The sequence below is a fragment of the Gordonia sp. BP-119 genome, from assembly GCF_016924115.1.
GTDB classification, from domain to species: Bacteria; Actinomycetota; Actinomycetes; order Mycobacteriales; family Mycobacteriaceae; genus Gordonia; species Gordonia hongkongensis.
Genome location: NZ_JAFFZF010000021.1, coordinates 1 through 17,757 on the forward strand (window position 1 = coordinate 1; position 17,757 = coordinate 17,757).

Below are 17,757 nucleotides of genomic sequence, written 5' to 3' on the forward strand. Positions count from 1 at the left end.
AACGCCCACAACGACAACCCGACACCATATGTCTGGACCGCAACCTCCAGGTCGATCCTGGCCAAGGTCGCCCGCGCCCGCGCCGCACTCGAACAAGGAGTTAGCTAAAACCGAGACACACCACTAGGAGCGGTCGTACGGAGTCACGGCCGATCGCAGACCGCTGGCCCGCTGCACGCGGCGGTCGACCGCCGCGGCCAGCACCTCGGGTGTCCCGACGATCCGCACGTGGTCGCGGGCGCGGGTGATGGCGGTGTACAGCAACTCCCGGGTGAGCAGTTCTGAGCCCGTGGGTGGGAGGATCACCGTGACCTGTCGGAACTGGCTGCCCTGGCTGCGGTGGATGGTCATCGCGTGAACCGACACGACGTCGGCTAGCTGCGTCGGGTGCAGGAGTCGCACCGATCCGCCGCGACGGAAGGCGACCCGGACGCCGTCGGCCCCCTGCGTCCGGCCCTCGGGATCGGCGATCACCACGCCCGTGTCGCCGTTGAACGTCGCCGTCTGGCGGTCGTTGGCGGTGACCAGGATGGGCTGTCCCGCATACCATCCGGCCAGCTCGGCGCCGGCTGTGCCCAGCCACTCGGTGATCCTGGCCGACCAGCCACGGACACCCCATGACCCCTCCCGGTGCGCGCACAGCACCCGGTGGGCATCGAGCGCGTCGAGCGCCCCGTCGGCATCGGCACGACGGGCCGCTGCCCGCAGCGCCCGGCCCCATTCGACGAGATCGGCACGGACGGCATCGAGGTCGTCGGGCGCCACGAGTTCGACGTTCGGGACGTCGTCCGCGGCGACCAGTCTCAGGACTTCGTCTGCGTCACCGGCGTTCACGGCCGCCGCGACCCGCGAGATGCCGCCGCCGAAACGGAATTGGCGCCGCAGGGTGATCACGCCACCGGCGAGATGATCGGTGTCCTCGGGTTCCAGTTCATGATCAGCATCCAGGCCCACCGCCTCGAGCGCGGCCTGTGATACCGCCGTCACGGTTCCCGAATCTCCTTGCACTCCAGCGACATCCGCCCGTTCGACGAGATCCGCGAGCACCGCTCCGGCCTCGACCGACGCGAGCTGATGCGGGTCACCGACGAAGATCACCCGTGCATCCGGACGGACTGCGTCGAGCAGACGGCTCATCGCGGTCATCGACAGCATCGAGGTCTCGTCGACGACGATGACGTCGTGCGGCAGGGTCCGCCCGCGGCCGTACCTCGGGTTGGCACCCGGGCGCCAGCCGAGCAACGAGTGGAGCGTGACGGCGTGCGCCGTGACGGGAACCGTCGACTCCGCTTCCACCGAGGCCTGCAGCTGAGCCGCCGCCCGGCCCGTCGGCGCGCACAGTCCGATACGGAGGCCGGGTCCCTGCAGGGCGTCCAGTACCGCGAGAATGCGTGCGACCGTGTAGGTCTTGCCGGTGCCGGGACCGCCCGCCAGGACGGTGGTCCAGCGGGTCGCGGCGACCGCTGCCGCCAGCTTCTGCAGGTGCCCGTCCTCGGGCGAGGTGTAGACGGCGGCTATCGCAGCGCGCAGCGCATCGGCTTCGACCACGGGTGTCGTCTGTGCGCGGCGGGCCAGCGTCTCGCGGATCGTCTGTTCCTGCCGAAAGTACTTCTGGAGGTACACCAGCGGCCCATCGATGGACCGTCGCACCACCAACGGACGCAACGGACCCGCCTCGCTGCCCGCGACGAGCGGACTCTCGAGCAGTGCGTCGAGCACCGCATCGGACGACGGGATGGTGAGGTCGGCGGTGTCGTCGCCGGCCAGCTCGCCCAAACGGTCCAGCGCGAGGCACGTCGAACCGAGCCGCACCGCACGGACCGCCAGCGCGGCGCCGAGACGCGCGATCTCGGACACCGGCTCGGCGCACATCGTCACGAGACGGTCGGTGATGTGCACGTCCGCGGCGGCGAGGACTCCGGCCGCGTTCCACTCGGCGAGCACACCGGTGGCCCACTCCACCACCTGGACGTCGGACACGGTCATCGGGACGCACCCGCCAGTGCATCGGACAATGCGAGGATCAGGTCTGCGGGCAGATCCCACTCGAACACGCCGCAACCGGGCGGCGTGCCCGGCCCGGCCATGCCGCGCACGAAGTGGTACTGCACCGGGCCGAGATGCCGGACCGGATCGTAGCCGACGACGCGCCAGCGCAGATACCTGTGCAGCGCAACCGAATACAGCATCGCCTGCAGCGGATAGTGGGCGGCGATCATCTCGCCTGCCATGGCCGCGGTGTCGAAGTCCTCGACGACCAGGTCCCCCGCCCGGATGCGGTTGGTCTTGTAGTCGACGACCACGTAGCGGCCGTCCGGGGTGCGCAGCACCGAGTCGATGCTGCCCGTCAGGAAGCCGCGCAGTTCACGATCGGGGAGCTCGCGGAGGTGATCGACGTAGTCACGCAACGGATCGTCGTCGGGCAGATACCGGTCCAGCAGTTCGGCGAACACCCCCGGCGTCGCCCCACGGGCGCCGGGGGCGCGATCCGGCGGCCCCAGCGGGAGCTCGAAGTCGAGCTCGGCGAGGCGATCTCCCGGCTCGACGCCCCAGAGATCGCCGAAACCGAGTGGCGTGGTGAGGACGCCGACGAGCGCGGCGACCAGTACGTCGGCGTCGATGTCGGCCGGCAGGACCCCGAGTGCGCGCGAACACAATTCGCGCACATGGGTCTCGATGTCGGGCGCCGAGGTGTCGACGTATTCGAGGACCTCGTGCACCAGGGTGCCGAACGCCGCACCGTAGGGCAGCCCGTTCATCAGCGACGGCGACCCCGCTCGGTGCCCCTCTGCGGGCGGCTCGTCGTGCTCGACCGGGTCGGCGGCCGGCTCGTCACCCAGGATGTCGTCGGCCGGTTCGCTGCCGGTGGTGACGACAGAACCGGCGGGGCCCCCGGGTGCGCCGTGCGCGACGTCGGCGACGATGGCCGAGTACGACGTACGACGCCATTCCTGATCGATGGCGCGCCGGAACCGCGCGACCCCGAGGGTCGCCGTCTCGACATCGGCGTGCGGCGGGGCCGCCACCGCACCGGCCTCGATCCGGCCGGCGGGCTCGACCGAGATCGCGGCATCGCGCCCGGTCAGGGTGCGCAGGACGCCGACGCACGTGGCGTCGTCGTCGGGTATGGGGACGTCGGGGGCGACCGACCACACCGATTCGCCGGTCTCGGAAGGGATTCGGGTCGCGGTGTCGCGCCCGAAGATCAGCCGGTGCAGCGGCCCGCTCGTGGTGTTCATCGACGGCGCCCACCACGCCACGACCTGCGATTGCGCCCGCGTCAGCGCGACGTAGAGCAGCCGGAGGTCTTCGCCGGCCGTCTCCTCGGCGTACCGCTTGCGCCGCGCCGCGCGGCCGGGCGCCTGCCCGCCACCGACATCGAGACGCCGGGTACCCGACTCGTCGTGGTAGGTGATGTTGCCGCGGTCGCCGATCCACGTCCCGTCCCAGCCGTAGGGCACGTAGACGATCGGGAACTGCAGGCCCTTGCTGGCATGCACGGTCATGATCTGGACGGCCTGGGTGTCGCGGTCGAGTCGTCGACTCTGGTCTTCGTATCGCTGGCGCGCGGACGTGTCGGCGATCCGCTCGGCCAGCCACTCGACGAGGCCGCTGACTCCCGCCGAGGTCTCGACCACGTGCTTGTTGCAGAGCGCGGACACCTGCAGGAGATCGGTGAGGATGCGTTCACCGTTCTCGGTGGCCAGGACGCGCGCGGCGACACCGTGCGAGTCGAGCAGGCGCTGCGCCATCGCGGCGAACCCGCCCTGCACGAACACCCGTCCCAGCGATGCCAATTCGGCCCCGAGCTCGGCGACCTCGGGTTCGCCTGCGGTGGCCACCTTCTCGATCGACCAGCCGAGCAGGGTCGTGAGCGCCGCCAACCGCACGCGGTCCGCGCGGGAGGGTTGTTCGACGGCACGCATCACCCACAGCCAGTGCTGGGCCGCGGTCGTGGAGAACACGTTGACCCCCGACCCGATCACCGAGTTGATGCCGCGCTCGGCGAGCTCCCGCTGGAGCGGCTCGATGGTGCTGTTGAGCCGCACCAGGATCGCGATGTCGCCGGGATCCACCGGGCGGGAGGTTCCGTCGACCTCGAGCCGAGCGCCCTGGGCGAGGGTCTGCGCGATGTCGTCGGCGACATCGACCGCGATCCGGTCGCGGACGTCCTTCACCGCGGGCAGGTTGTAGGCGTTACGGGACGTGAAGTCGGTGCGCAGGAACGCGCGGATGCGTAGCGGCGGACGACCGTCGAGCCGGCTGCCCGGGTGTGCCGCCGAGACCGGATGCACCACGATGCCCGGATGTCCCAGCGCCGCTTCGCCGTACAGATGTCCGAGGGCGTCGACGAGCGCGCCGTCGGATCGCCGGTTCACGTCGAGCGCCTGCAAGGTGTCGGCCGAGGACACCGCGGCGAGGTAGCTCAGGACCTCGGCACCGCGGAACCCGTAGATCGACTGTTTGGGGTCGCCGACGAGGATGAGTCGGCGATGGCCGTGGAAACACCGGCGCAGGATGTCCCACTGCAACGGGTCCGTGTCCTGGAACTCGTCGACCAGGACCACGGTGAAGGTGTTGCGGATACGTTCGCACGCGCGCTCGCCGACCACCGGGTCGGTCACGATGCGTTGCAGGATGGCCTGCAGGTCGTCGTAGGTCCGTACGCGCGCATCACGTTTGCGCGCCTCGACGATGCGGCGGACCGCGGACGCGAAACTCACCCGACGGGCGGCCACCGCATCGGCACCCGGCCCGTCGGTCGACTCGGACTCGTCCGGCGCCAGCGCGACCGACGCCTGGCGCACCGCGTCGCGGGCGATCGACCGCGCCTCGGTGAAGTCGAATTCCGGTGTGTCGCTTGCCCAGAAGCCGCGCAGGTAGAGGTCCAGTGCCACCTCTTCGGTGAGTTCGTCGACCTCTTCGACGATCGAGTAGACCAGTTCACGCTCACCCAGGAACCCCAGCGCCTCCAGCATGCGGTTGCAGAACGTGTGGGTGGTCGCGATCGTCGACGCGTCGAAGTCGCTCAGAGCGCGGGCGAGATTGCGACGACGGGTGGCGACCTCGTCCGGTGCTCCCTGCGCCAGCATCTGCAGCAGCGCGTCGTGGCCGGGGGCGGCACCGGGACGGTCGAGCCCGTCGAGCAACTCGCGCACACGGTCTCGCATGCGTTCGCGCAGCTCGGCGGTCGCGGCCCGGCTGAAGGTCACCAGCAGCATCTCCGAGATCGGGACTCCCTCGGCGATGTGCCGGGCGGCGAGTCCGACGATGGCGTAGGTCTTTCCGGTTCCGGCGCTCGCCTCCAGGACCGTGGTGTGATCCGGCAGGTCGGCGGTGACGTCGAAGGTGGCCGGCCGTCTCACGTGCCCTCCCGGTGCTCATCGAGTGGCACCCACACGGTTCGCGCCAGCCCGGCGAACAACGGTTCGTCGTCGGCCATGGGCAGTTCGACACCGCCGACGGTGCGGTGGTCGGGTGTCGCGCCGTCGAGGAGGTCGTCAAAATCGATCTCGGCCAGCACGTCCCCGCCGAATGCGAGCTTCACATATGGGTCGTGCGCGGCACCGAATCTGTCGTCGAAGTTCCGGCGGGCGTTGGCGAGCGAGAACGTGCTGCGCCGGCCGGGCCCGTCGTTCTCGACGAACGTGTACGCGGGTTCCAGCGGCAGCGGCAGCGGACGACGAAGACCCTCGTCACGTAGCCGGACGAGGTCGTGGAGCAACGGAACCGGATCCTCGGGGCGCCGGAGTGTGATGGTAGTGGTCCCGCCGCCTCGCGGGGCCCGCCCGATCAGGACCGCCGAGTCCACCGACCGCGCCGCGGCATTGCCCTGGGTCGCGGCGGCGGCCACCGCGAGAAGCGTTATCCAGCCGCTGAGTTGCTGTTTGGCCTTGAGCTTGGAGTACGTCGGCCGCACCAACGCGGCCGGCCCGGTGTCGCCGAACACGTCACCGACCGTTCCGTGCACCCGGCGGCCGTCGGGTAGTCGGACCAGGACGTCGAGGGTCGTGGGAGTCCCTGTGCGCAACGGCTCGACGACGCCGTACAGCCGCGTGACCGTCCGCGAGATCGCGCGGAGCTCGCGGGTGCCGAAGGCGAACGGCGGCAGCGTGCCGCGCCGGAGCTCGGCCGCCTCGCACTCCCCGATGGACACCCCGGTCAGCATCCGGGAGAGGAATCGGTCGCCGATCCCCCACTTGTCCAGTGGTTCCAGTTCGACATCGAGCTGGTCGTCGTGTGGCCGGTCGTCGTCGGGGATGCGGGCACCGAGGCGCTGGCGGACGAACGCCACGATCGGGTCCACGTGGAAGTCGATGAGGGTCGCGAGGTCGATGTCCTCGGTGTCGGGGTTCCGTTCCGGCGCGGGCAGCACCTCGGCAGCGGCGACCACCACGCGCCGCGTCGGCTCGCGTAAGGCCTCGGCTCCGCGAAGCATCGACGCGTCGTGGCTGAACGGCCCCGCGATTCCCGGCACGCCACCGGGGGTGAAGTTCCGCGCGTCGAACCCGTGCAGCGAATGCCGGCGAACGGGACTCACGCCGGTCAGACCGGTGAGCGTGTCGACCAGTTCGCTCACGACCACAGCGGGCGGGATCCGCCGGCCGGAGACGGGGTCGGCGCCACTGTAGAAGACGAGGAGGGCATCTTGCGCGGCGCAGATCGCGTCGAGGAAACACTGCCGGTCCTCGTCCCGCGGATTGCGTTCGCCCACCAGCGGATCGACGCCGAGTACGTCATCCCCGTCGATACGCTGGACACGCGGGAACACCTCGGCGTCGATCCCGAGCAGCACGATCACCCGGTGCGGCACCGAGCGCATCGGCACCATCGTGCACACCGTCAGTTCTCCGGTACGGAAGTTCGAGCGCGTCGGCCGGCCGGCGACCAGCGCCGACAGGAGGTCCCGCACGTCCGCCAGACGCAGCACCTCCTCCGGCTCGACCGGTCGGGTGTCCCCGAAGGCCTCGCTGAGCATTCGGATGGCCTGTGCGCGTTGCCAATCCTCGGCGGGCTCGGTCGCCGTCAGCGACGAGACGGCGTCGATGAGCGTCTCCGCCCATCGGTGCGCGGGAGCGGCTTCCCGCAGTTCGGCCAGCACCCGACCGAGTCGGTCGAGGAACTCGTCGAACCTACCGACGAGATCGATGCCGGTGCTCTCCACTCCGGCGAGCGGCAGTGCGGTACCGAGCCATTCGTCGTCGGCCTCCTCGGCGACGACGCCGAGGGCGATGCGGTCCAGGCCGGCGTCGAAGGTGCCCTGGCGGAACCGTTCGAGACCGTAGCGGGCGCGTTCGGCGACGCCTATCCCCCACCGGACGTTGCTGTGCGCCAGCCATTGCCGGATCAGATCCAGGTCGTCGTCGGTCATCGCGAACCGGGTTCGTACCGGCGGGGCGCCGAGGAGGTCGACGACGTCACCGGCGGTCACCCGGCCCGCGGCCAGCTCCACGACTCCGACGATCACGTCGAGGATCGGGTTCACATGGCGAATTCCACGGTCGGCGAGCCGAACTCGCAGGTCGAACGCCGGATGCGGAAGTCCCGCTTGTCCGAATGCGCCACGGATCAGGGGCGCGAAGGTCTCGACGTCCGGGCACATGATGAGGACATCGCGCGGCTGCAGCTCGGGATCGGCGGCGAACAGATGCAGCAACCGATCCCGCAGGACCTCGATCTGCCGCTCGGGCCCGTGACACGCGTGCACCTCGACGGACGGGTCCGCGGAGACGGTCGGGTCCGACGTGTCGGTCTGGTCCGACGTGTCGGTGAGGCCGGGCGCGGGAGCCAGGTCGTCGCGGATCCCCGACTGGACGACGTGCAGCGCGGTGTCGCCCAGCACCGACTCCCGCGGCACATGGTGCAGGTCCCGATCGACGATCGGAGCGAGCCGCAACTGGAGTTCCTGCAGATCACGGGAGAGACCGGCGAGCAGGGGGTTTCGCAGTTCGGGGAGCTCGCACTCCCCGCGTCGAGGTGGGACCCCGTTGCCGGAGTCGGGGTCGACGAGGGCACCGAGGTCCGCCCACAGCCGCGGACTCGGGTGGGGCACGAACAGGTGGACATCGTGGTGGACGGCTGCGGCCGCGGCGATCTGACGGAACGACTCGGTGATCCGCGTCGGCCCGAAGACCGACAGTCGTTCCGGCAATCCCCCCGCCGCGGGGTCGGTGCGCAGCCGATCGCAGACCGCGGCGAGATCCTCCGCGGGATGCGGCCGGCCGATCTCGGCGCGGACCGCGCGCCAGAACCCGGGCTGCCACGCCAGGTCGTCCCGCAGGGGGCGGCCGGCACCGTCGAGATCGTGGCCGGCGGCCCAGTCGGCGATCAGCGACGGGCGCGACCGCCCGTACCGGTCGAACAACTCGGCCAGATGGCGTGCGGTGGCGTAGCGGCGCCCGATCCGGGGCGAGGAGGTGTCGCCCGCGCCGATGTGCCGCGCGATCACGTCGAGCGCGGGGTCGTCGACGCGGTCGTCGAGGACACGCAGCACCGGCCACGTCAGTTCGGCCGCGCGCCACGGATCGTCCGGCGCCGTCAGCGAGCCCGAGGTGTTCAGACGCGTGTCACCGAGCACCGCCGCGACGATGGCGTCAGCCAGGCGGGGCGGTCCGGTGAAATCGATGTTGGCCGCGATCCCGTCGTCGCCGGCCCCTGCCCCCAGGCGTCGGGCCAGATGCTGGGCGAGCCACCGCTCGACTCCCGCGGCGGGAACCGACACGATCTCCGGGCGCATCGGGTCGCCCAGCGGGTGCGCGAGGACCTCGGCCAGCGCATCGGCCAGCGTGTCGGTGCGTTCGGCGCGGTGCAGGATGAGCATGGGACGGCTGTGACTCCGGGGCCCGGCCCGGTCAGCCCGCGGCGTTCGACCGGGGCGTGTGGAAACGCACCGGCTCGCCGAGGCGCGCGGTCAGCAGCGGCCGGGCGTCGTCGGGAATCGGGGTGGGTCGGCCGGTGTCCGGGTCGACGACGACCATCGTGGTCTCGGCCGTGGCGCACAGCGTCCCGGACTGGTCGATCAGGCGCAGCGCCATGACGAACGACGACCGGCCCACGCGTCCGATGCAGGTGCGCACGTGCACCGGGTCGAGCGAGTAGTGCACGGGAGCGGAGAACTCGATGTCCTGACGCGCGACGAGGAACGAGAACTTCCGCGGCCGGTCGGGCATCCATTCATAGAACGAACGCACCCGGCTCTCCTCGAAGATCCGGGAGATCTGCACGTTGTTGATGTGGTTGTTGATGTCCATGTCGCCCCAGCGCAGCGCGACCGGGATGTCGAGGACGTAGTCCGGTCCGGCGGAACCGGCTGCGGTTGCCTCGGGATCGAGGGCATCTGGATCGGGGGCATCTCGGTGGGGGGCCACGGCGCGATCTTAGTGCGGGACACGCGTACGACGAACTGCAGGAGTCACAGCCGACCAGACCGTAGACTCACTCGCCGGGGCAGGACGTCAGGCGAATCGGTGCGCGCACCCCCGCGCGCGGTGAGGGGCTCGGGTGAACATCGACACGGCACGGGCTCGGCTGCGCCCGGTGTCCGCCGCCGATGTCGACGAGCTCGTCCACCTCGACAGCGATCCCGAGGTCATGCGGTACGTGAGCGGCGGTGCCGCGACACCGCGCGCCGTGATCGAGGACTGGGTGGTCCCCCGCGCCGAGACCGAACACCGCAGACACGGCACCGGCACCTGGATCCTGTGCGACCCCGCCACCGCCGCCTTCCTCGGCTGGATCTCGCTGCGCACACCACGGCACAGCAACCGTGCCGAACTCGAACTGAGCTATCGCCTCCGGCGCACGGTGTGGGGCCGCGGCCTGGCGACCGAGGCGGCGTTCGCCCTCGTCGCGTTCGCGTTCGACCACCTCGGCACCGAGCGCGTGTTCGCGAGCACGGTCGCCCGCAACGCCTCGTCGCGTCGCGTGATGGAGAAGCTCGGGATGACGCTGTGCGCCATCCACCTCTGCGACGACGCCGCGGACTCGGCCGAGCTGCTGACCATCCACCCGGACCGCGACCGGTCCGAGGTCGAATACGAGCTCCTCCGAGCCGACTGGCAGGAGCGCTCGCAACGATGGTCGTCGGCCGGGGGTCTCACCGCGTGAGCGCAACACCCCTCTGGCCGCGCCCATCGGATCATCATTGACTACCGTTGAGAACATGCACGGTCGTACTCCGGCCCCGGCGCTACACGGCCCCCTCGGGTAGCACCCCACTCGGGTCCGCCGAAGTCCGCACGACCGTTGCCCAACGACCTGGAAGGAGATGTCTGGAGATGAGCAGCCCCGCCGTCCAGGCCCCCGCTGGAGCAGCCACGACCCGTCGGAAAGTGGTCATCATCGGTTCGGGCTTCGGCGGATTGTTCGCCGCCCAGCGACTGGCCAAGGCCGATGTCGATGTCACGCTGATCGCCAAGACCACCCACCACCTGTTCCAACCGATGCTCTACCAGGTGGCGACCGGCATCGTCGCCGAGGGCGAGATCGCACCGGCCACCCGCGTGGTCCTGCGCAAGCAGAAGAACACCGCGGTGCTCATGGGTGATGTGTACGACATCGACCTCGAGGCCAAGACCGTCACCTCCCGCCTGCTCGAGCGCATCACGGTCACCCCGTACGACGACCTCATCGTCGCCGCCGGCGCCGATCAGTCGTACTTCGGCAACGATCACTTCGCCGAGTACGCGCCCGGCATGAAGACCATCGACCACGCACTCGAACTGCGCGGTCGGATCCTGGGCGCCTTCGAGCAGGCCGAGCTGTCCCACGACCCCGCCGAGCGCGCCAAGCTGCTGACCTTCGTGGTCGTCGGCGCCGGCCCCACCGGTGTCGAGTTGGCCGGCCAGATCGCCGAGATGAGCGACAAGACCCTCAAGGGCGCGTTCCGCAACATCGACCCGACCGAGGCCCGGGTGATCCTGCTCGATGCCGCGCCGGCCGTCCTGCCGCCGTTCGGCCCGAAGCTCGGCGGCAAGGCCGCGGCCCGCCTCGAGCGCATGGGCGTCGAGATCCAGCTGAACGCGATGGTCGTCGACGTCGACTACGACGGCCTGGTCGTCAAGGAGAAGGACGGCACCACCCGCCGCATCGAGTCGCAGTGCAAGGTGTGGTCGGCCGGCGTGCAGGCCAGCCCGCTCGGCCAGCAGCTCGCCGAGCAGTCGGGCGTCGAACTCGACCGCGCCGGCCGGGTGAAGGTGCTCCCCGACCTCACGATCCCCGGCCATCCCGAGGTGTTCGTCGTCGGCGACATGATGGCCGTCGACGGGGTCCCGGGTGTGGCGCAGGGCGCGATCCAGGGCGGCCGCTATGCCGCGGACGCCATCAAGGCCGAGCTGAAGGGGCAGACCCCCGACCAGCGCAAGCCGTTCAGCTACTACGACAAGGGCTCGATGGCGACCATCTCGCGGTACTCCGCGGTGATGCAGGTCCCGATCCCCGGCATCAAGAAGACGTTCGAGACCGAGGGCTACTTCGCCTGGCTCGGCTGGCTGGCGCTGCACCTCGTGTACCTGGTCGGGTTCCGCAACCGCCTGAACACCCTGATCAACTGGTTCTTCGCGTTCACCACGCGCGGCCGTTCGCAGCTCGCGGTGACCGAGCAGCAGGTCTACGCGCGCACCGCGATCGGCCAGTTGTCGGCGCTCGAGAAGGCCGGCGAGACCTCCGATGCCGAACCGGCGAAGACCGATGCCGGAACAGTCGACTCCGCGTCGACCGCTCCCGGGGAGACGGGCTCGGTCCCCACCGAGGGCAAGGACGCCGACGGCAAGGAATCCGAGGCCGAGGCCAGCTGATCCGCGGACGGCGGCCGGCTCGCCGGCGGTCGTCTACGGCACGACGGCCAGAGAGTCGATCTCCAGGCCGTCGGCCAACCGCCGCGCGGCGCTGACCGAGGTCCCGAGGGCGGTGGTCAGACTGGCGCCGCCGGCCAGTTGCAGACGCGCGGCGAACTCGGTCCCGTGCACGTCGCCGGGCCGGTTGTCGGGGTACCGGAACACGCTGCTCGCCGCCCGGTGGCCCGCGGCCCCCGCGGGTGTGCCCTGACCGAGCGAGAGCCGATGGGCCAGCACCGCTTGATCGTCGACCTCGACGCGCAGACCCCCGGTCCAGGCACCCATCCGGTCGCGGTCGACCAGGGTGGCGTCCGTCATGCTCGCCGCCCGGCCGATCTGGACGTGCTCGTGGAGATCGAGGGTGGCGCCGGCGGCGAGTCGTGCCGTGATGTCCGAGCGGTGGACCGCGCCACCGGCGACGACCGTCGGTTGCGGGTCGATGCGCAGGCGACCACCGTCGCCGACGGCGATCTCCCACCGAGCCGACGAGTCCGGACGGTCGCGGGCCGGCAGCGCGATCGTCGCCGCGACGCTGCCGAGGCGCAACTGCGCACCCGGTTCGACCTCGATGCGCACCACGATCTCGTCACCACCGAGCGGCGTGGCAGCGGTGCCGATCAGCTGAACGTGGCCCGGCGCGGTCAGCCGCACGCCCAGTCCCCCGACCGCCCGATGACGCACGCCACGCTCGACGGTGGCGACGATGTCGACCTCGGTGCGCATCGTCACCCGGCGGCGACCGGGGCCGCCAGTTGGGCCCGGACCCAGGCCAGCACGTCCGTCGCGGCCGGGTCCTCGGTCAGCGAGATCATGGCGGTCTGCCGGCCCTCGCGGACCTTCGCCGCGTCGCGCCGCATGACCTCGAGGTCGGCATTGACGCGTTCGGCCAGATCGATCTTGTTGATCACCAACAGGTCCGAGAACGTGACGCCGGGTCCGCCCTTGCGGGGCACCTTGTCCCCGCCCGCGACGTCGATGACGAAGATCTGCACGTCGATCAGACCTGTCGAGAACGTTGCGGTGAGATTGTCGCCGCCCGATTCCACGAGGATCAGATCCAGCGGCGGGTTCGCCTCGACGAGATCGTCGATGGCGTCGAGATTGGCGGTGATGTCGTCCCGGATGGCGGTGTGCGGACATCCGCCGGTCTGGACGGCGGTGATCCGTTCATCGGGCAGAACGGCGTTGCGGCGCAGGAAGTCGGCGTCCTCGGTCGTGTAGATGTCGTTGGTCAGCACGGCGACCGACAACTCGTCCCGGAGCTGTCGGCACAGTGCGGCCACCAGCGCGGTCTTGCCCGATCCGACCGGGCCACCGACACCGATGCGCAGCGCCTCGCCGGGCTCGCGCTTGCGGCGCGGCCGGTTGTGGTCGTGGGTGTGCGGCTGCCCGTCGATGAGATGCGGGGGCATGGGAACTCCTCTCGGTTCGCGACGGCGACTTCGCCGGGTCACGGGATGGGTGGGGCGGTGGTCAGGACATGAACAGCGGCATCGGTTGCCGCTCATGGCGTTCGGCGAAGATGTCGAGCACCGGATCGGACAGGTCCGCCAGGCCGACCGCGGCCTCGGCGGCGACGCGTTCGCACTCGGGACCGAGTTCGGCGATCATGATCGACACGTCGGCCGGGTCGAGTGCGAGCAGGCGCTGGCCGGCGGTCGCCGACCCGCTCATCGTGGTGTACACGAGGATCAGGGCCGTGTGGAAACCCGACAGCGAGGACACCGCGCCGATCGACCCGCTGATGACGGGGAGATGCGTCGACGGCCGGTGGGCCGACCAGTCGGCGTCCGGCCACATCCGCCGCGCCAGCCGCACCATCCCCCGGCCCTGCGCCAGCGATGCCTTCCGTGCGGCCGCCGACGGTGTGCGCGCATCCGTTTCGCGTTGCGCGCGGGGCACGTCGAGTGCGCCGTCGGCCACGGCCGCCGCCACCGATGCCGCGACGAGACCGCTCGTGGTCACCCGGCGGTACAGGAAGGACGCGAGATCGCCTGCGGTGCGAATGAATCCGTCGGTGATCGCCTGCTCGACGCCACCGGAGTGGACGTGCCCGCCCACCGGTAGACGCGAATCCGCCAGGGCCAGCATCATCGCCAGCGGCGCGGAGGCGCCCGGGTTCGTGTCGTCGGGTCGCATCAGAACAGGAAATACCGTTGCGCCATCGGGAGTTCGGCGACGGGCTCGGACTCCCACACCTCACCGTCGACCCGCACCGTGAACGTGTCGGGGTCGACCTCGATCGTCGGGCAGGCGTCGTTGTTGACCATGTCGGCCTTCCCGACGCCGCGGGTGTTCTTGACCGGGACGAGCCTGCGGTCGACCCCGATGCGCCCGGCGAGATCGGCGTCGGCACCCGGGGCGACGAAGCTGACCGACGTGGCGGCCGCGAGTTTCGGTGCGGCGCCGAACATCGGGCGCGGGAAGACCGGTTGCGGCGTGGGGATCGAGGCGTTGGCGTCGCCCATCGCCGCCCACGCGATGGCGCCGCCCTTGATGACCAGATCGGGGCGGATCCCGAAGAACGCCGGGTCCCACAGCACGAGGTCGGCGAGCTTACCGACCTCGACGGATCCGATCTCGTCGTCGAAGCCATGCGCACGCGCCGGACAGATCGTGTACTTCGCGATGTAGCGCCGTGCGCGATTGTTGTCCGCCCGACCGTCGCCGGGCAGCGATCCGCGTTTGCGCTTCATCACGTGCGCCGTCTGCCACGTCCGGAGCACAACTTCGCCGATCCGGCCCATCGCCTGCGAGTCCGAGCCGATCATCGAGATGGCGCCCAGGTCGTGCAGGAGGTCTTCGGCCGCGATCGTGGACGGCCGAATCCGGCTCTCGGCGAAGGCGAGGTCCTCCGGCACGGTGGGGTTGAGATGGTGGCAGACCATCAACATGTCGAGATGCTCGTCGAGTGTGTTGACCGTGTGCGGGCGCGTCGGATTCGTCGACGACGGAAGCACATTCGGGTAGGCCGCGACCGTGATGATGTCCGGCGCGTGACCACCGCCCGCGCCCTCGGTGTGGTAGGCGTGGATGCCGCGGCCGGCGATCGCGCCGAGGGTCGTCTCCACGAACCCGGCCTCGTTCAGGGTGTCGGAGTGCAGGGCGACCTGCACGCCGGTCTCGTCGGCGACCCGTAGGCAGGCGTCGATGGCCGCGGGCGTACTGCCCCAGTCCTCGTGCAGCTTGAAACCCGAAGCGCCCGCGCGGATCTGCTCGTGCATCGACTCGGCGCTGACGGTGTTGCCCTTGCCGAGGAGCGCGATGTTCATCGGCCAGTGATCGGTTGCGGCGAGGATCGAGGCCAGATGCCACGCGCCGGGTGTCACGGTGGTGGCCTTGCTGCCCTCGGCCGGACCCGTACCGCCACCGATCACGGTGGTGATCCCGTTGCCCAACGCCTCGTCCATGATCTGCGGACAGATGAAGTGCACATGGCAGTCGATGGCGCCGGCGGTGACGATCTTGCCGTTGCCGGCGATGATCTCGGTCGACGGCCCGATGACCAGGTCCGGATGCACCCCGTCCATGGTGTCGGGATTACCCGCCTTGCCCATCGCGACGATGCGACCGTCCCGAATTCCCAAATCGGCCTTGATGATCCCCCAGTGATCGAGGACCACGACGCCGGTGATGACGGTGTCGGGGGCGCCGTCGGCGCGGGTCGCCCGACTCTGTCCCATCGACTCGCGGATCACCTTGCCACCGCCGAAGACGGCCTCGTCTCCGGCGCGACCCGGTCCGCCCGACAGGTCCTCGGTGACCTCGATGAGCAGATCGGTGTCGGCGAGGCGGATCAGATCGCCCGTGGTCGGGCCGAACAGCTGTGCGTACCGGTCACGTCCCAGGATGGCCATGCGTCACTCACTCTCGTCGGTACGGACGGCGTCGACCGGCCCGCAGGCGCCGGGGGGCTCCAAGGAGATCCCGTACACCTCGCGGGTTCCGCCGAGCGGGACCAGACCGACGGTCATCTCGATGCCGGGCTCGAAACGCACCGCGGTCCCGGCCGGGATGTCGAGGCGGCGGCCGTGTGCGCGAGCGCGGTCGAAGACGAGTGCGGCGTTCGACTGCGGGAAGTGGACGTGACTGCCGACCTGCACCGGACGATCGCCGGAGTTGACGACCCGGAGTTCGACGGCGTCGGCACCCGCGTTGAGCTCGATGGTCCCGTCAGCGGCGATGACCTCACCCGGCACGAGTGTCGATCGCGGGCCGGGATGCGTACCCGACATTTCGGTCTCCTCTGGACTGCTGCTGTTCGATGGACGGGCGCGGGGCGCCACGATCCACCTCGGACGGTGCCCCGATCGCGGGGCGTCAGGCGATGGGGTCGTGCACGGTCACCAGCTTGGTGCCGTCGGGGAACGTCGCCTCCACCTGGACGTCGTGCAGCATCTCCGGCACCCCGTCCATGACGTCGTCGCGCCGGAGCACCTCGCGGCCGGAGGTCATCAGCTCGGCCACCGACCGGCCGTCGCGGGCGCCCTCCAGGACGTGATCGGTGATCAGCGCGACCGACTCCGGGTGGTTGAGCTTCAGGCCGCGCCCCTGCCGCCGCCGGGCCAGCTCGGCCGCGTAGGAGATCAACAGCCGTTCTTGTTCATGCGGCGACAGTCGCACCGGGAGCGCTCCTCGAGAGTGTTCGGCCGGACGGTCTGTTCGGTGGGTCCGGCCGGGCAGTAGGAGTCATCCTGCCATGCCGACACGGGGTCGGCGCGCCGAGTGGCGATGGGGTGACGCGGGCCTCAACGGCCTATGTGACCTCGATGTTCTGCAGCCGCACCTGCGACTTGGCCAGCATCTTTCCGTCCTGGTCGACCATGTCGACAGCCCACAGCTGCTGGCGACGGCCCCGGTGGATCGGGGTCGACGTCGCGGTGACCGTGCCGGCGCGGACGGACCGGAGGAAGTCGGTGTTGTTGTTCACCCCGACGGCGGTGCCGCCGATCCCGGAATCCTGCAGCCAGAGGAAACCGCTCATGCTGGCGACACTCTCACCGACCGCGCAATAGACGCCGCCGTGCACGATGCCGAACGGCTGATGATGACGCTCGGTGATCTCCATCGTGGCCACGATCCGGTCCGGCCCGGCCTCGACGACCTCGAGTCCCAGGACCCCGTCGAGCCCTTTGCCGAATGAATCCCGGAGAACATCGTCCGCACTGTCAGCAGTCATGACGTCAACAGTCGCATGTCGGTCGGATCGTGGCGACAGCAGTCCGGGACTCGGCGGGGAACCGGGCTCGACCGCCGATCGTTTGCCCCCCGAGGATCCCAGAAGGCCCCGCATCTCTGGGAGATGCGGGGCCTTCCGTGCCGTGGACCGGGGGTCTCTGCAGCCCTCAGGACTCTCGCGCGGTCCGACGTGACACTTAATGTAGGCTAGCCTTACCAACCTGTCAAGCGTTCGGGAAAAGGCCACGTCAGGAGCGTGGTGACCGACATCGGCGTCGCTCGGCACACCGACACGCAACAACTGGGTATCCACCGGACCCACAAACGGAGGCACAGCAGTAAAATGCGAAAGATGAATGGCCTGGGCGACCTCGAACGCGCTGTGATGGACACGTTGTGGGAGAGTTCGACCCCGCAGACCGTGCGGCAGGTACACGCCGCACTGTCCCGGGACCGCTCCCTTGCGTACACGACCGTCATGACGGTCCTGCAGCGACTGGCGAAGAAGAACCTGGTGACGCAGATCCGCGACGACCGGGCCCACAAGTACGTCCCCACCCATCCCCGCGAGGACCTGGTCGCCAGCCTCATGGTCGACGCGCTCAGCGAGGCCGCCGCTCCCGGCTCCCGACATGCGGCCCTGGTGTCCTTCGTCGGTCGCGTGGGCGCCGACGAGGCGGCCGCCCTCCGTTCCGCACTCGATGAACTCGAAGCCGCCCGCGGAACGAGCGACACCGGCTAGATT

The 17,757-nt window shown here is 70.1% G+C and carries 14 protein-coding genes; 3 read left to right on the top strand and 11 right to left on the bottom strand.

Features of this window, described 5'->3' with window-relative positions:
* Window positions 1-123: 123 nt before the first annotated feature.
* From recD to JW364_RS13345, 4 genes are read right to left on the bottom strand one after another with little or no spacing between them, the layout of a single operon-like run.
* Complete coding sequence (gene recD, locus JW364_RS13330) at window positions 124-1,986, bottom strand: exodeoxyribonuclease V subunit alpha (RefSeq protein ID WP_205333666.1); 1,863 nt, start codon at window positions 1,984-1,986, stop codon at window positions 124-126.
* Complete coding sequence (locus tag JW364_RS13335) at window positions 1,983-5,366, bottom strand: UvrD-helicase domain-containing protein (RefSeq protein ID WP_205333667.1); 3,384 nt, start codon at window positions 5,364-5,366, stop codon at window positions 1,983-1,985. Before JW364_RS13335 ends, recD begins: the two co-directional genes overlap by 4 nt.
* Window positions 5,363-8,821 carry an exodeoxyribonuclease V subunit gamma gene (recC, locus tag JW364_RS13340; RefSeq protein ID WP_205333668.1) on the bottom strand — a complete coding sequence of 1,153 codons (3,459 nt, stop codon included), beginning with the start codon at window positions 8,819-8,821 and terminating at the stop codon, window positions 5,363-5,365. Before recC ends, JW364_RS13335 begins: the two co-directional genes overlap by 4 nt.
* A 31-nt stretch (window positions 8,822-8,852) precedes the next feature.
* Window positions 8,853-9,368: a thioesterase family protein gene (locus tag JW364_RS13345; protein WP_159370924.1), complete on the bottom strand. Its 516-nt coding sequence runs from the start codon at window positions 9,366-9,368 to the stop codon at window positions 8,853-8,855.
* A 133-nt stretch (window positions 9,369-9,501) separates the two neighbouring features.
* Between JW364_RS13345 and JW364_RS13350 the strand changes: the two genes are divergently transcribed.
* Window positions 9,502-10,107, top strand: a complete 606-nt coding sequence (locus JW364_RS13350) for a GNAT family N-acetyltransferase (protein ID WP_205333669.1) — start codon at window positions 9,502-9,504, stop codon at window positions 10,105-10,107.
* A gap of 170 nt (window positions 10,108-10,277) precedes the next feature.
* On the top strand, window positions 10,278-11,795 hold the full coding sequence (locus tag JW364_RS13355; protein WP_205333670.1) for an NAD(P)/FAD-dependent oxidoreductase: 1,518 nt from the start codon (window positions 10,278-10,280) through the stop codon (window positions 11,793-11,795).
* Between the two features lie 33 nt (window positions 11,796-11,828).
* Here JW364_RS13355 and JW364_RS13360 read toward each other — a convergent pair whose 3' ends face one another.
* The 7 genes from JW364_RS13360 to JW364_RS13390 form a co-directional block, all read right to left on the bottom strand.
* On the bottom strand, window positions 11,829-12,557 hold the full coding sequence (locus JW364_RS13360) for an urease accessory protein UreD (RefSeq protein WP_205333671.1): 729 nt from the start codon (window positions 12,555-12,557) through the stop codon (window positions 11,829-11,831).
* A gap of 2 nt (window positions 12,558-12,559) precedes the next feature.
* On the bottom strand, window positions 12,560-13,246 hold the full coding sequence (gene ureG, locus JW364_RS13365; protein WP_058253201.1) for an urease accessory protein UreG: 687 nt from the start codon (window positions 13,244-13,246) through the stop codon (window positions 12,560-12,562).
* A 61-nt stretch (window positions 13,247-13,307) separates the two neighbouring features.
* Window positions 13,308-13,973: an urease accessory protein UreF gene (locus JW364_RS13370; protein ID WP_205333672.1), complete on the bottom strand. Its 666-nt coding sequence runs from the start codon at window positions 13,971-13,973 to the stop codon at window positions 13,308-13,310.
* On the bottom strand, window positions 13,973-15,691 hold the full coding sequence (locus JW364_RS13375; RefSeq protein WP_205333673.1) for an urease subunit alpha: 1,719 nt from the start codon (window positions 15,689-15,691) through the stop codon (window positions 13,973-13,975). The genes JW364_RS13370 and JW364_RS13375 overlap by 1 nt, the downstream gene beginning before the upstream one ends.
* Before the next feature lie 3 nt (window positions 15,692-15,694).
* Complete coding sequence (locus JW364_RS13380) at window positions 15,695-16,069, bottom strand: urease subunit beta (protein ID WP_058253198.1); 375 nt, start codon at window positions 16,067-16,069, stop codon at window positions 15,695-15,697.
* Between the two features lie 85 nt (window positions 16,070-16,154).
* Window positions 16,155-16,457 carry an urease subunit gamma gene (locus JW364_RS13385; protein WP_058253197.1) on the bottom strand — a complete coding sequence of 101 codons (303 nt, stop codon included), beginning with the start codon at window positions 16,455-16,457 and terminating at the stop codon, window positions 16,155-16,157.
* A 133-nt stretch (window positions 16,458-16,590) separates the two neighbouring features.
* A complete protein-coding gene (locus JW364_RS13390; protein WP_058253196.1) occupies window positions 16,591-17,013 on the bottom strand; it encodes a PaaI family thioesterase in 423 nt (140 codons plus the stop codon).
* A 342-nt stretch (window positions 17,014-17,355) separates the two neighbouring features.
* On the opposite strand from JW364_RS13390, the gene JW364_RS13395 reads away from it, so the two are divergent.
* Window positions 17,356-17,754 carry a BlaI/MecI/CopY family transcriptional regulator gene (locus JW364_RS13395; protein WP_058253195.1) on the top strand — a complete coding sequence of 133 codons (399 nt, stop codon included), beginning with the start codon at window positions 17,356-17,358 and terminating at the stop codon, window positions 17,752-17,754.
* Window positions 17,755-17,757 lie beyond the last annotated feature (3 nt).

Coding starts and splice junctions, on each gene's coding strand:
- recD (WP_205333666.1), bottom strand. CDS start 1,986: ATGACCGTGTCCGACGTCCAGGTGGTGGAGTGGGCCACCGGTGTGCTC.
- recC (WP_205333668.1), bottom strand. CDS start 8,821: ATGCTCATCCTGCACCGCGCCGAACGCACCGACACGCTGGCCGATGCG.
- JW364_RS13355 (WP_205333670.1), top strand. CDS start 10,278: ATGAGCAGCCCCGCCGTCCAGGCCCCCGCTGGAGCAGCCACGACCCGT.
- JW364_RS13360 (WP_205333671.1), bottom strand. CDS start 12,557: ATGCGCACCGAGGTCGACATCGTCGCCACCGTCGAGCGTGGCGTGCGT.
- ureG (WP_058253201.1), bottom strand. CDS start 13,246: ATGCCCCCGCATCTCATCGACGGGCAGCCGCACACCCACGACCACAAC.
- JW364_RS13370 (WP_205333672.1), bottom strand. CDS start 13,973: ATGCGACCCGACGACACGAACCCGGGCGCCTCCGCGCCGCTGGCGATG.
- JW364_RS13375 (WP_205333673.1), bottom strand. CDS start 15,691: ATGGCCATCCTGGGACGTGACCGGTACGCACAGCTGTTCGGCCCGACC.
- JW364_RS13380 (WP_058253198.1), bottom strand. CDS start 16,069: ATGTCGGGTACGCATCCCGGCCCGCGATCGACACTCGTGCCGGGTGAG.
- JW364_RS13390 (WP_058253196.1), bottom strand. CDS start 17,013: ATGACTGCTGACAGTGCGGACGATGTTCTCCGGGATTCATTCGGCAAA.
- JW364_RS13395 (WP_058253195.1), top strand. CDS start 17,356: ATGCGAAAGATGAATGGCCTGGGCGACCTCGAACGCGCTGTGATGGAC.